The sequence below is a fragment of the Pseudomonas sp. 2024-210 genome, from assembly GCF_045062345.1.
Classification (GTDB): domain Bacteria; phylum Pseudomonadota; class Gammaproteobacteria; order Pseudomonadales; family Pseudomonadaceae; genus Aquipseudomonas.
Map to the genome: position 1 here is coordinate 93,192 of NZ_JBJGEJ010000012.1, position 13,423 is coordinate 106,614.

The window sequence follows — 13,423 nt, forward strand, 5'->3', positions numbered from 1 at the left end:
AATACGTCTAAGCCAACGTCCACGGCTGTTTGTGAGGGTCGCTGGCCCACAGAGACGTCATCAGGGAGTCGTCCTCCCGGAACTGGACGTGTTGCATGCGATACAGCACCTGAATCGAGCTAAGGGGTAAGCCACTGACATGCTCAAGCCAGGTCACGTCGACCGGAGGAGAAAGCGGCTTATCCATCATTATTTGATGGTACTCATTGATGAATCGCAGTTTGTCCGGGTAGCAGTTGCGCAAAAAACATTCGAGGTTCTGCCCTTCATTGATAAAGGGCGAGTAAATAAAACAGCCCAGCTGTACCTCGCTGATACCGTACAGTTCGTCCAGATAACGGGCCGTTATCAAGCGTAATTGGTCTATTCGTCGCGGGGTATTGAACGCGGCCCCCAGCAGCGTAATGAGTTGACCTTTGAGGCGTTCGTTCGGGGGGTATTGAGTCGCTGCCTGCTGCCAGTACATTTCGACACCTGCGCTATAGCTCAGGCTTGGGTCACAGGCCGCACGCAAACCCTGAAGGTGGGCGGCCAACACAATGACCGCCATTTGGGGCTCTTCTATATCCAGGTCTTTTAGGGCGAACGAGCCGTGCAGGTAGGTGAGTAGCCTTGAATTGAACAGGTCTATGTCCGTGAACAGGCAGTCAAAGACATTCAGTACGGTTATATTTTTACCGCCCGCAAGGGGGCTGTACGGCTGATCATTGGACGCCAGACACAACGCGTCCTTGTAGTCGTCGTCGAGAAAGGAACACAGCCTGACTGAGGCGTGCAGATCATCGCGATTAACCGGCTGACCGGCATGCCCCCGCTGACTTGCGACACGCTGTATCCAGGCCATGTACCTAGCCAGATGCCTGGGCGGGCGCCGGTCGATTACTGCATCTGCCGGTTGTCCCCATTCAAAAGCACTGCTGAAAAGTTTTGCCCGTGCCAGCAAATCTGCATAAAAAAACGTACCGCGCGCATCACCTCGGGTCAAATGCCCGGACATCAGCATCATTACCCTGTCTCGGGCGGAAGATTTACTGATACCGTCCAAGTGCTTGTCCAGCCTGCGAACCCCCTTGTCGTCGACTGACAGCAACTCAACGCGATGATCGTCATACAGGAACAACTCACTGAATTGCGCCTCAATCCGCTCCAGCACCCTGGGCGTCAGACGAGGCTGATGCAAGATGGCAACTCGCAATATGAAGGTGTCCGGATAGCGTCCCGCAATACTCAACTGAGCGGCACGCAAAAAAGCCAGTGTATACGCGCATTCCCTGCCCCCCTCAAGCACAACCATAACCCGGTACTGAGCCAGTCGATCCAGGCCTCCCGCAGCCACCAGTAACCGCTGAATCAATAGTTGCAAGGCAATGCGCTCGGTACGTTCCAGAACCCCCTGTAACCGGTGCAGCACTTGCTGATAAACAAAGCTCATGGCTTGTTCATGAAAATTGTTCATAGGGCATCCCTCCATGTGAGCGTTTTATTATCGGCAGCTGCCTGCGTGACGCCCACACTTAAGTTGAGGTTTCAATCCGTTACAGATGAACCGCACATCCGCAGAGGAATCCCCCTACAAAAATTAAATCTAAATGGATATAGATTGGCTTTTAAATTATCCATATGAATATAAAAGCGGCAAATGGCGGGACAAAGCAGAAGGGTATGCGGGCGTAAAAATCCATTTTTCTGGCGGGTTTACACACTAAAACGCCCTCGAACTCAGGGTTCAAAGGCGTTTTTTATCGAACGTAATTCCAGGTTTCAATTGACGGGCAATTGCAGTGCGACCCGACCACGACAGGGGCAATCATCCATATAGCGATGAGCGTCGACAAAGGCCTCGAACGGGAAGACTTTTACCTCCAGAGGCAACAGCACCCGGTCAGCCGTCAGCTGGTTGATCTCGCGCAGGGCACGCTGCATGGCTTGCTCATCCTGGGTGATGCCCAGTTCCGGCTTGCCGGTGAAATTACCGATGCAGTGTACAAAGAACTGAATGTTCTTCTGAAACGCGGCACAGGCCGGAAAGGGCGTGTGGTTGCCCCCTTGCAGTCCATACAGCACAAGGCTGCCACGGGGCGCCAGCACATCACCCAGCACTGACATTTGTGGGCCACCAAGCCCATCCATGACCACATCGACGCCTTTGTCGTGGGTGATCTTGTTGATCTCCAGCAACAGGTCTTGTTCCTCGGTGACAATAACTTTGTCAGCGCCTAGCTTGAGCAGGTATTCGCGTTCTTCAGCATTTTTGGTGGCCGCGATGACGGTAACCCCAAGTGCCTTGCCTAACTGCACGAATGAAGGACCGGAGCAGTGGCTGGCATCGGTAATCAGCACGGTTTGCCCGGCCTTTACCCGCGCCAGGTCGACATACGCGAAATAAGCGATCAGCAGCGGCGTGTAATGCACGCTGGCTTCAACTGGCGTCAACACATCGGGGTAGCGCGTCAGGGTGGAGCGCGGCATGACGATCAGCTCGCCATAGGTCGGGTAGTCGTTGGCGCTCTGGCCGGGAAAACTGGCCACTTTGTCACCAACGGCAACATCATCAACCCCTGCCCCGACGGCGGTCACGATACCGGCCATTTCATGGCCAATACCGGCCGGCAAACGTGCTGGGCTCGGAGCCAGGTTTTGCCGCCAAAGCACGTCATACCAGCTGATACCAATCGCTTCGACACGCACCTGCACTTCGCCGGGCGCAGGCGCAGCGACTTCGTGCTCTTCGCACTGGAGCACCTCGGCCGGGCCAAACTTGTGAAAACGGATCGTGCGCGACATCGCAAACCTCGCCTAATTAATCGCTAATACCACGGGACTTTATCCGGGCTTTGCGGGCAAGACTAACAGACAGCATTAATAGTCGACATGCCTGACATTGATCCGCAGGCATTTTCTGAACAAGGAAAGCTGGGTTTCCCCTTCAAGATGCGTACGTTTCTCATAAGTAAAAACGCGAAATCCTATCTTCAGAGTGACGATCCATCGGTTTTGTCAGTAAGATCCTTACCCTTCTACCGTTGATCCGCCTGCGAAGTCTGCCAGATGAACCGTAACGACTTGCGTCGCGTCGATCTGAATTTGCTGATCGTCTTTGAAACCCTGATGCATGAGCGCAGTGTGACCCGAGCGGCCGAGAAGCTGTTTCTGGGGCAGCCTGCCATCAGCGCGGCGCTCTCACGCCTGCGCGGTTTGTTTGATGACCCGCTGTTTGTTCGCACCGGCCGCAGCATGGAGCCTACGGCACGGGCGACCGAGATTTTCGCCCTGCTGTCCCCGGCGCTGGACTCAATTTCAACCGCTGTCAGCCGTGCCGCAGAGTTCAACCCGGCCACCAGCACCTCAGTGTTCCGCATTGGCTTGTCCGATGACGTAGAGTTCGCCCTGCTGCCTTTGCTGCTTAAGCGCTTGCGCGCCGAGGCACCGGGCATCGTGCTGGTTATCCGCCGGGTCAACTACATATTGATGCCGCCGTTGCTGGCGTCTGGCGAAATCTCGGTGGGCGTCAGTTACACCAGCGACCTGCCCGCCAACGCCAAACGCAAAGTATTAAGGCGCAGCAAGCCCAAACTGTTGCGGGCTGACACCATGCCGGGGCCGATGAGCCTGGACGACTTCTGTGCACGCCCCCACGCACTGGTCTCCTTTGCAGGTGACTTGAGCGGCTTTATCGACGTTGAACTGGAGAAACTCGGGCGCAAGCGTCATGTGGTGCTGGCGGTACCGCAGTTTAATGGTCTGAGCACCTTGCTGGCCGGCACCGACATCATTGCCACCGTACCGGATTACACGGCCCAAGCCTTGACCGCCGCGGGTGGCGTGCGCGCCGAAGACCCTCCGCTGGCAATGCAAAGCTTTGAATTGCACATGGCCTGGCGTGGCGCCCAGGACAACGACCCGGGTGAACGCTGGCTTCGCTCGCGGATTCAAATGTTTTTTGGGGATCCTGAGAGTCTTTAGGCGTTGTCAGGCGGGCTGGTTATCTAACAATCCGAACTCTCTGCGCTTAGTCAAACCTTCGTTTATTCAACGATGCAGAGCACACTCAGGACCAGCGACCTCTCACGACAAGCCCCAGCAATTCTCGATATCCGCTGACACCGACCTTTCGATAGATCCGCTTGATGTAGGTAGCGGCGCTTGAGCGCTGAATGCCCATCAGGGGCGCGATGTCTTGCGCTCCCAGACCACTGAGTAAATACCTGAGCAACTCTCGGTCCCGCCGAGTCAGTTCAGGATAAAGCTGCTCGACCCGATGACTTAGTAAGGCCGGCATCTGATTGGCTTCGATATACGCGCGATAGTGCAATCGTGTGACTTGAATCAGCAAGGGTGCCACCGACTCGATAAATTCGATTTCGCGTTGAGTGAAGTTACCGTGCTCACGACCTCGATAGAAGTTGATCGACAGCCAGCCCCCACCCTCTTCCTGATGATTGAGCAAGGCCATGCGCTGGGAAATTTGCGGCTGTTCATAGCAGACCCGCCGATACTCACGGTGGGTGATGTCCTCGACTGACTGAAGCTGAGCCAGGATTCGCGCGCCTCCATATTTCGCCCGATGACCGAGCATCGCCTGACGGTTGCCGTCAAGACTGTGAAAACGCTTCACGTAATCCCGGGAAATGCGCGATATCTGAACCAGCCTCGCCTGATCGGAACACGACAATACCTGCGGTTCCTGGCCCTCCGGATAAGCGAAAATCGTACATTGGGCCAACGGCATCTCACCCCGCACCAAAGTCAGTAACTCTGCGGCCAGCCAAGTCCGGCAGTCCTCGCCCACTCGAGCCAATAGATGCGCGACTTGCCCCGTCGTCAATGGGCTCTGATGGTAAGCGGTGGTGAGCAGCCAGTGGTTCATTGGGGGTCAGTTCACGTAGGAAGGTTGGGGTTTGTGGGGCAGCGTGCGCACCAGCAAGGCAGCGACTAATAACAGCAGCGCGGCATACAGGCAACCGGCTGTATAGGCATGGGTCAGGTCTTTTAGCCAGCCGATCACCAAGGGGTTTAGGGCCGACCCCAGGTTACCGACTGCGTTGATCACCGCGATGCCCACTGCCCTGGCTTGAAAACTCAATGACCGATCCGGCAGGGTCCAGAAAATCGACATGGCTGTATAGGATCCCGTCGCCGCCATGCAGACCCCGGCCAGTTGTACGATCGGTTCGCTCGACAGGGCCGTGCAGAACCAGCCCGCTGCAGCCAGCAGCATCGGCAGCGCCAGGTGCCAACGTCGCTCTTGGGTCAGGTCCGAGTGACGGCCCCAGAGGATCATGCCAACAATGGTGCATATTTGTGGAATTGCCGACAACAATCCGATCAGTGTATTGCTCTGACCTGCGCTGAAGCTTTTGACGATCAACGGGGTCCAGACCGCGATCATCGCCAAGGTGTTGACCAGGCAAAAATACACCAGGCAGAACAGAATCACTGAGGGCGATAGCAACTCGCGCCCCCAATGCGCGTGAGGCGAAGGTGCCTGACGGTCGCGCTCCATCAAGTCAGCCAGCTGTAGCTTCTCATTGTTGGTCAGCCAGCGAGCTTGAGACGGCTGATCGTCGAGATAACCGTACACTGCCAGACCGAGCAGGACGCTGGGCAATCCTTCGAGCAAAAACAACCACTGCCAGCCTGCCAGCCCCCAGAGGCCATCCAGTCCCAGAATGCTGCCGGACAAGACCGAGCCAAAGCCTGCGGTAAATGGCATGGCGATCATAAACAACGCATTGGCCCGCGCCCGGTACGCCGCCGGAAACCAGAACGTCATGTATAACAGCACACCCGGCAGAAACCCTGCCTCGGTGATGCCTACCAACGCACGCAACCAATACAGGCTGGTTGCGTCATGCGCAAACAGGGTTGCGGTCGAGGCCATACCCCAGGCGATCATCAGGCTACCGATCCAGCGACGGGCACCGAGTTTGGCCAGAACGATGTTGCTGGGGATACCGCATGCGATATAGGCCAGGTAGAAAATCGTGGTTGCCATGCCGAACTGGGTACTGCTCAACCCCAGGTCGCCCATCATCGTTAGCCCGGCAAAACCGATATTGATACGGTCCAGAAACGAAAAAACGAAGCAGATAAAGAGAAACCACAACAGGCGTTTCGAGACTTTGGCAATAACCAGCGGATGAGCGCCGGCCTCCTCGCCAAGGGCCACAGCAGGACGGGATGGCATAGGGTGATCCTATTATTGTAATTATTGGCTGACGCAAAGGTTTTACAGGTCCTGCACGGCGCTCTCGATCAGTGCGTCGAAGCGCTCGATATCGTTCAGCGACTCTGCCGCCAGCAGCGCCAGCTTGACCAGAAACAACTCACTGTTTTTACCTGTGCAATCAATCGCCGCGGCGAGCCGATCATAGACGCGCTCCAGGTCCGTGATGTTCATTGACTGACTCATGGGTGGTTACTCCCGTTGTGGCCAAGGGCCTGATTTAGTCCATGGCGCAAACGCTCGCCATCCAGATGCAGCCAGCGCGCGCAGACATGCTGGTCCGGGCGCGCAAGATAGGCGGCGCCAGCGTGCTGCACGCCATAACGTGTACTGAACAGATCATCCGTATCAGCCAGGGTCAGGTCGGCATGTTGCACTTGATGGCCCCCACTCATGGCGATCGCGATCACTTGTATCGCCAGTCCCTGGTCGCGCAGAGCCTGAACCTGCGCCACAACTTCGGTATCGAGCGCCGCAGCGTCAGTGAAGCAAAGCAAATGAAAGGCAGGCGCCAGCTCGTCGAACAAATAGTGCTGCTCGGCCAGACGGACATTGAGCAACGGCGCACCGTTGCGCGGGCCGCCAACGAATAAACGATTATCGTCGTCCACCGCGTTGAGCTGCGAATCGGCATAGTCGTGAGCTCTTGAGGTTCGCCAGTGGTACAGCGGGCGTACAAATTCCCGGGTCAACGACAGCGACAGCACCGCATCGCGTAACAGTCGATAGCCGCGACTGGGCGGCGCCATGAACCTCGTGCTTTTGCCCGCCTCCTCAATGATTTCCCGTGCAGCCTTGACCCGCTCCTCACTGTAGGAGGCCAGCAGCCCGGCACCGGCCAACCCCTTGATGTGCAGTGCCAGTTTCCAGCCGAGATCGTGGCAATCCTGAAACCCGGTATTGGCGCCGCGCACACCGAAGATTGGCAACAGGTGCGCCGCGTCTCCAGCAAAAATCACTCGCTCATTAATGTAGTGCGCCAGGGTCAGGGCCCGGGCCGAGTACACAGAGCTCCAATCCAGCTCCCATTCCGGTTTTTCAACGCCGAGCATCGCCAGTTGCGCATTGATGCGTTCACGCAAGGAGTCGGGGTGCAACGCCTGCTCGGGCGTTTCGTCCACGGGCAACTGGTAATCGATGCGCCAGATATCTCCGGGCTCGCGGTGCATCAACACGGTATTGCCGGGGTTCCATGAGGGATCGAAAAACGCCAGACGTTCAGTCGGCAGGTCGAGCTTGATGCGGATGTCGGCAATCACGAAGCGCCCTTCATAGGACGCCCCCTCAAGCTTGAGCCCAAGCATGGAGCGCAGTCCGGAGCGAGCGCCATCAGCGGCCACAACCCAATCGGCCTCCAGAGAATAAACATCGCCCGGGGTATCGACTTGCAACACAGCATGGTCGAGCCGTTGCTCGATATCGATGACTTTATTGCCCCACCGCAGTTCGATCAGCGGCTGTGCCTGGGCGGCGGCCACCAGATGCTGCTCCAGATATTGCTGTTGCAGGTTGGTCATCGGTGCAAAACGATCATGCTCGTCGACCGCAGCCTCCATGCGAAAAACCCGCTGGCCGCGGTAGTACGAATTTCCGAAGCGCCAAGGCAGCCCCTGCTCGGCCACTGCCTCGGACACCCCCACTTGCTGAAAAATCTCCATGGAGCGACGGGTGAAAACAATCGCACGGCTACCTTCACAGACCTGCTGCTGAGCCGCCAGCACACTACTTCTGACACCGTAGCGGGCCAGCTCGAGCGCCAGCGTCAGGCCAATGGGCCCAGCCCCCACAATCACCACGGGCGAGCGATTGACGATGCCTGGGGACGGCACGAACGCAGGATATACCTGATAGGGAAAATAGAGGGACTGATGGGGTACGACTTGAGGCTGATGCATGGTCCGGTGGCTCCCGGTTTATTGTTTTATTGTTCGCGGGGACAGGTTTTGTCTCAGGTCACTCTAAACCCAAGCGCACAGGGTAACGTCCCCTGAAGGGGACATTCTTCTGGAGCGAGAAAGGGTCAACTGCTGCAAGAAATTACTAACCGAGGGGCACTCGAGAACGCTGCGTCTGCTCCACCAAGTGGCTTTTCGAAAGTGATTAGGATTGCGTCAGGCGTAATGAATGCCTTACCACGAAAGTTCTTTGCATGATTGATCGATACAGACGCATCACTGCAAGAGCCCACGCCCCAAACTCGCAGCCACACGCTAACCTGTAGCCGCTGCCGAAGGCTGCGATCGAGCGCGCAGCGGTCGCAAGATGGGACACCTCGGTATGTCTGGTTTTACGACGGCTTCGCCGCCGATCGCAGCCTTCGTTCCTCGTCAGCGGCTACAGGGGTGGTGTAGTTGCAGTGACTGATGCCGTTGGAGACACGCAGAATATCAGCCATGACGGACAAGGCGATTTCTGCCGGGGTTTTGCTGCCAAGGCGCAGGCCGATCGGCGCATGGATACGTGCCAATGCCTGCGCATCGAGCCCGCCAATGCGTGCCAGTCGCTCAAATCTTTTTGCACTGGTGCGTTGAGAGCCCATGGCGCCAATGTAAAAAGCATCGGTTCTGACCGCTTCCATCAGGGTCAAGTCATCCAGACGAGGGTCATGGGTAAGGGCTACCACTGCGGTGGTGGCGTGACAGCCATTTTCTTCGATATAGACCGATGGCAGGCGCTTGTGCACCTGCACGCCGGGCATGGAAAAGCGGTCGATAACTTCTGGCCTTGGATCACACAGGATCACTTCATAGCCCAAGGCCAAGGCAAAGCTGGCACAAAACTCGGCCACCGGAGACAGCCCAGCCAACACCAGCCGACGCACAGCACCCACCCTGATAGACACCTCATCGACCTGTAGCGTGACCCTTGGCACGTTTTCATCGCAGCGCGCCAAACGTCTGCGCGAACTGCCGAGCTGAACCGTTCGAGTGGCCAGGTACTGCCCGCCCAGTGCGCACTTCATGGCCTGGAGGTGCTCGTACGTATCGTCATCGGGGGCCATGTACTCGATCAATACGTCCAATACGCCGCCGCAGGGCAAGGCCACATTGGGTGCCAGCCCACCCTCGCCGTAACGCACAACCTGATTGTGTTCAGCAAAATGGCCTTGTGAGAGCCGCGTCATAAAGTCTTCTTCTACACAGCCGCCTGACAGCGAGCCACTGTATTCACCTGTAGGCAACGCCACCAGCATGGCGCCCGGGCCACGCGGCGCCGAACCGAAGGTAGACACGACTGTACACAGCCAGATGGATTTACCCTCGGCTAGCCAACCCTGAGCGCGCTGCACAACCTGTAGATCAAGCGAGTCCATGCATCAATTTTTCCTTGGAAATGGGCAGGTCACGGATACGTACGCCGGTGGCGTGATAGACCGCATTGGCGATGGCCGCGGCCAACCCGGTGATACCAATTTCGCCGATGCCGCGGGCCCCGAACTCACTGAAGTTGAGGTCAGGATAATCCAGCAGGGTGATATCGATATCAGGTTGATCGGCATGCACCGGCACCACGTATTCAGCGAAGTTATTGTTGGTCGGTAAGCCGCTGTTCGGATCGTACTCCCCCGCCTCGAACAGCGCCATGCCGATGCCCATGACGATTGCTCCTTCAACCTGATTGCGCGCAGCCAGCGGGTTGACCACTTGGCCCACGTCAATGGCGCTGACCACCCGTGCCACTCGCAAGCTCGAAATGCCGGGGTCCCAACGCACTTCCACAAAATGTGCGCCAAATGATCGGAAGGAATAAGTATCAGCTTTGGCGGCACCGCTCTGGAAGGTGCCTTCAGCGTGAGCCACCCGCTGTGAATCGAGGATTTCGGCGAATGAGGCGCGCTGCCCGCCACACACTAAATGCCCCTCTTCTACGTCAAGGGCTTCGGTTTTTTGATCTTCAAACGGCGCTCCTTTCAACACAGCAATCTGCCGTAAGTTGTCCAGCGCTTGGCGGGTCGCACCCGCAATGGCGGGCATGACACTCGACGTCGCCCACGATCCGCCCGACATGGCGCCGGGCGGGTACGCTGAACTGCCCAACTGCACTTCAATGCAATCCAGCGCCAGCCCGGACAACTGACTCAGGGTCTGTGCCACCACCGTGTAAGTGCCGGTGCCTATGTCTTGCAGACCGCATTGCGCCAACGCTGTACCGTCCGCACGCAAAATCACACGGGCATCGGTCGGCACTTGCGACGCCTCCCAATTACAGGCGCTCATGCCGTAGCCAATGATTTCGTCGCCGTCGCGCATGGAGCCGACTTCAGGGTTGCGCTGCTGCCAGCCGATTTTCTGCGCCGCAACGTTCATGGCTTCTTCAATATGGTTGCTGGACCACGGCAGGCCGACACTTTCATCCTTGGCAGCTCGATTGAGCAGGCGAAAATCCAGAGGATCGATGCCATTGGCCAAGGCCATTTCATCGATAGCCGATTCAAGGGCAAATAAACCGGGGGCGGCACCGGGAGCACGCATCGAGGTCGGCGTGCCACGGTTGACCGGCACGTTTTTGTGGCTGACCAGCACATTCGGACAGGCATATAGACTTTTGGTCACGCTGGCACAGGGTTCGGTGTAGGCATCGGTGGTCGACGTGCTGTTGATGGACTCATGGCGCAGCGATACCAGTTTGCCCTGACTGTCTGTGGCAAGACGCATGCGTTGCGATGTTTGCGGGCGGTGGCCGCTGGTGGTGAACATCTGCGCTCTGGGCAGCATCAACTGCACAGGTCGCCCGGTGATTTTCGCCGCAACGCAGGCGGCAATCGAATGCGGCCACGGCCATAGCTTGCTGCCAAAACCTGAACCGATAAAAGGCGCACGCACCTCAACCTGGTCAGGCGGTAAATCGAAGACATTGGCCAGCACATTACGATGATTGACCACGCCCTGAGAGCTTTCGTACACAAAGAGGCGTCCATCCTCCCACCATGCAGTGGTGGCGTGCATTTCCATCGGGTTGTGATTTTCGACAGGTGTGGTGTAGGTCGCGTCGATTTTTTTGGCGGCAGAAGCAAAGGCAGGTTCTGGTTTGCCCCGAGTGTGCCCCCCTGCCCCGTCCTGAGGAGCCTGCGCCTTCAGACCTTCTGTCAGGCTTGTGATCGGCTCTTCAACGTCATAGTCCACCGACACCTGTTGCGCCGCGGCCCTTGCTTGTTCAAAGGTTTGGGCAACGACCAGCGCGACAAACTGGCCCGGGTATGACACACGGTTATCTTCGAACGGGGTGCGAAACTCATCCACTTTGCTGGCGCTGAGAATTTTCGCCATGTCCATCGGCGTGGCAGGCGTGCGATGGAGGGTTGGGCAATTGAGATGATGCACGATGCTGACGACGCCAGGCATTTGCAGCGCTTTTACATCATCGATCGTGAGAATTTGACCGCGCGCTATCGTGCTGTAGACACCATAGGCATACAGCATGCCCGGCATGGGGTGGTCGGCGGCGTAGTGAGCTTTGCCGCTGACCTTTAGCTGCCCGTCTATCCTGCGTTGAGGGACACCGATAATGGATTCGTTCATACCGACTCCTGCGCCGTCAGGTCGCGAAGGTTGCGCGCAATGACCTGCTGGCCGAGGGGAATTTTGTAAGCATTGTGCTCGTAGGCCCGCGCGTCTTTCAGAGCCAACTCGGCCACCTGTGAGATGAGCTGCGCAGAGACCCGTTGCCCGGTGAGGTGCTGTTCTGCTTCAACGGCTCGCCACGGCTTGGTGGCCACGCCGCCGAGGGCAATACGCACCTCGACCACGGTTGGCCCGTCCATCACCACAATGATGGCGCTGGATGCCAGTGCAAACTGGTAAGACGTGCGGTCACGCAGCTTCAGGTAGCCTGAACGACTTGCCGACAGCGGCGCATCCAAAGTCACGTGGGTAATCAGTTCGTGGGGCTCTAGTGCATGCTCACGCCACGGTGTGTCGCCGGGCAGCAGATGAAAATCAGCAAAATTGACTTCACGCGACTGTCCCTGCGGATTTTGCAGCGTGACGTGCGCACCGATGGCCGCGAGGGCCACACACATGTCGGAAGGATGGCTGGCAATGCAGTGATCACTGGTCCCCAGCACCGCATGCACGCTGCGATTGAGCCCTACAAGCGCTGCGCAACCCGAACCCGGCTGGCGCTTATTGCAAGGTGAAACACCATCGCGGAAATAATTGCAGCGCACCCGTTGCATCACGTTGCCCGCAGTGGTGGCTTTATTGCGCAACTGCGTGGAAGCCCCCGCCATAATCGCCTGAGCGAGCACCGGGTAATGCGTCAATACCTGTGGATGACGTGCCAGCGCGGTATTGCTGACCAACGCCCCGATGCGTAAGCGACCGTCGTCCAGGGTCTCAACCTGCTGCAAGGGCAATCGGTTGATATCGACCAAGTGGTCAACTTTAACCACATCCAGCTTCATCAGATCCAGAAGCGTGGTGCCGCCAGCCAGATACCGGGTCAGCTCCAGGGTCGAGGCCGTGTTGATCGCGTGGGCGCAAGACTGCGCCCGGACGTAATCGAAAGTCTGCATCAGACACCCCCCGCCATTTTGTCGCGCGCCGACTGCACGGCCGCGAGGATATTTTTATACGCGCCGCAGCGGCATATGTTGCCACTCATTGCCTCTCTGACGCTGGCATCGTCCGCGCCACTGTCTGGATCATTGAGCAAGGCCACCGCGCTCATGATCTGCCCTGTCGTGCAGTAGCCACATTGAAAGGCGTCGTGCTCCCAAAAGGCCTGCTGCACGGGATGCAGCGCGTCGCCGTCGGCAAGCCCCTCGATGGTGGTGATGCTATCGCCGTCATGTTGAACGGCCAGTGATAGGCACGAGTTGATGGCCACACCATTGACGAGCAACGTGCAGGCACCGCACTGGCCGTGGTCACAGCCCTTTTTGGTGCCGGTCAGCTGCAATCGGTCGCGTACCACATCAAGCAAAACCGCATTGGCAGGCACATCCAGCGGGTACACCTTGCCGTTTATCTGAAGGTGGATGCTGTGATCATTCACAGCTGGGCTGGCTGGGTCTTCTGTGAGACGCAGGGTTGTTTGGTTTTCTGTCATCAGGGTCACCTTTGGCCAAGGGGGACACGTACAGAGCGGTTACACGTAACACCCAAAAGGCAACTACGTCAGGTCAAACCACACTTACGTCCGGTGTTGTCGGTGAGGGTCGGTAAGTTATGGAGGCATGCCAGACGCAAATAGTTT

General features: G+C 57.5%; 9 protein-coding genes and 2 pseudogenes. 1 reads left to right on the forward strand and 10 read right to left on the reverse strand.

Annotated elements, in window-relative coordinates; translation table 11 throughout:
• Window positions 1-7: 7 nt before the first annotated feature.
• Complete coding sequence (locus tag ACI7MX_RS16720; RefSeq protein WP_405585693.1) at window positions 8-1,456, reverse strand: hypothetical protein; 1,449 nt, start codon at window positions 1,454-1,456, stop codon at window positions 8-10.
• 305 nt (window positions 1,457-1,761) lie between these two features.
• The gene (locus ACI7MX_RS16725; RefSeq protein ID WP_314491921.1) at window positions 1,762-2,784 is read right to left on the reverse strand and encodes a zinc-dependent alcohol dehydrogenase family protein; all 1,023 of its coding nucleotides are present in this window, start codon (window positions 2,782-2,784) and stop codon (window positions 1,762-1,764) included.
• 264 nt (window positions 2,785-3,048) lie between these two features.
• Between ACI7MX_RS16725 and ACI7MX_RS16730 the strand changes: the two genes are divergently transcribed.
• Window positions 3,049-3,963 (forward strand): LysR family transcriptional regulator, encoded by a 915-nt coding sequence (locus ACI7MX_RS16730; protein WP_314491918.1) that lies wholly within the window; start codon window positions 3,049-3,051, stop codon window positions 3,961-3,963.
• Window positions 3,964-4,048: 85 nt separating this feature from the next.
• Here the strand turns inward: ACI7MX_RS16730 and ACI7MX_RS16735 are convergent, their stop codons facing one another.
• From ACI7MX_RS16735 to ACI7MX_RS16770, 8 genes and pseudogenes are all read right to left on the reverse strand, one after another.
• The gene (locus ACI7MX_RS16735) at window positions 4,049-4,867 is read right to left on the reverse strand and encodes a LuxR C-terminal-related transcriptional regulator (RefSeq protein WP_314491915.1); all 819 of its coding nucleotides are present in this window, start codon (window positions 4,865-4,867) and stop codon (window positions 4,049-4,051) included.
• A gap of 6 nt (window positions 4,868-4,873) precedes the next feature.
• Window positions 4,874-6,187: an MFS transporter gene (locus ACI7MX_RS16740; protein WP_405585697.1), complete on the reverse strand. Its 1,314-nt coding sequence runs from the start codon at window positions 6,185-6,187 to the stop codon at window positions 4,874-4,876.
• Between the two features lie 42 nt (window positions 6,188-6,229).
• On the reverse strand, window positions 6,230-6,400 hold the full coding sequence (locus ACI7MX_RS16745; protein ID WP_405585700.1) for a DUF2783 domain-containing protein: 171 nt from the start codon (window positions 6,398-6,400) through the stop codon (window positions 6,230-6,232).
• 8 nt (window positions 6,401-6,408) lie between these two features.
• Window positions 6,409-8,121: an FAD-dependent monooxygenase gene (locus ACI7MX_RS16750; RefSeq protein WP_405585703.1), complete on the reverse strand. Its 1,713-nt coding sequence runs from the start codon at window positions 8,119-8,121 to the stop codon at window positions 6,409-6,411.
• A gap of 464 nt (window positions 8,122-8,585) precedes the next feature.
• Window positions 8,586-9,539: pseudogene (locus ACI7MX_RS16755) on the reverse strand (XdhC family protein); the annotation flags it as partial.
• Entirely contained in the window at window positions 9,526-11,745 is a 2,220-nt protein-coding gene (locus ACI7MX_RS16760; RefSeq protein WP_405585706.1) for a xanthine dehydrogenase family protein molybdopterin-binding subunit, read from the reverse strand. The pseudogene ACI7MX_RS16755 and the gene ACI7MX_RS16760, both read right to left, overlap by 14 nt.
• Complete coding sequence (locus ACI7MX_RS16765) at window positions 11,742-12,740, reverse strand: FAD binding domain-containing protein (protein WP_405585709.1); 999 nt, start codon at window positions 12,738-12,740, stop codon at window positions 11,742-11,744. Before ACI7MX_RS16765 ends, ACI7MX_RS16760 begins: the two co-directional genes overlap by 4 nt.
• A pseudogene (locus tag ACI7MX_RS16770) lies at window positions 12,740-13,213 on the reverse strand ((2Fe-2S)-binding protein); the annotation flags it as partial. The pseudogene ACI7MX_RS16770 and the gene ACI7MX_RS16765, both read right to left, overlap by 1 nt.
• Between the last annotated feature and the right edge of the window lie 210 nt (window positions 13,214-13,423).

Bases quoted from the DNA above. Each gene is read 5' to 3' on its own strand.
- ACI7MX_RS16720 (WP_405585693.1), bottom strand. From the start codon at position 1,456: ATGAACAATTTTCATGAACAAGCCATGAGCTTTGTTTATCAGCAAGTG.
- ACI7MX_RS16725 (WP_314491921.1), bottom strand. From the start codon at position 2,784: ATGTCGCGCACGATCCGTTTTCACAAGTTTGGCCCGGCCGAGGTGCTC.
- ACI7MX_RS16730 (WP_314491918.1), top strand. From the start codon at position 3,049: ATGAACCGTAACGACTTGCGTCGCGTCGATCTGAATTTGCTGATCGTC.
- ACI7MX_RS16735 (WP_314491915.1), bottom strand. From the start codon at position 4,867: ATGAACCACTGGCTGCTCACCACCGCTTACCATCAGAGCCCATTGACG.
- ACI7MX_RS16740 (WP_405585697.1), bottom strand. From the start codon at position 6,187: ATGCCATCCCGTCCTGCTGTGGCCCTTGGCGAGGAGGCCGGCGCTCAT.
- ACI7MX_RS16745 (WP_405585700.1), bottom strand. From the start codon at position 6,400: ATGAACATCACGGACCTGGAGCGCGTCTATGATCGGCTCGCCGCGGCG.
- ACI7MX_RS16750 (WP_405585703.1), bottom strand. From the start codon at position 8,121: ATGCATCAGCCTCAAGTCGTACCCCATCAGTCCCTCTATTTTCCCTAT.
- ACI7MX_RS16760 (WP_405585706.1), bottom strand. From the start codon at position 11,745: ATGAACGAATCCATTATCGGTGTCCCTCAACGCAGGATAGACGGGCAG.
- ACI7MX_RS16765 (WP_405585709.1), bottom strand. From the start codon at position 12,740: ATGCAGACTTTCGATTACGTCCGGGCGCAGTCTTGCGCCCACGCGATC.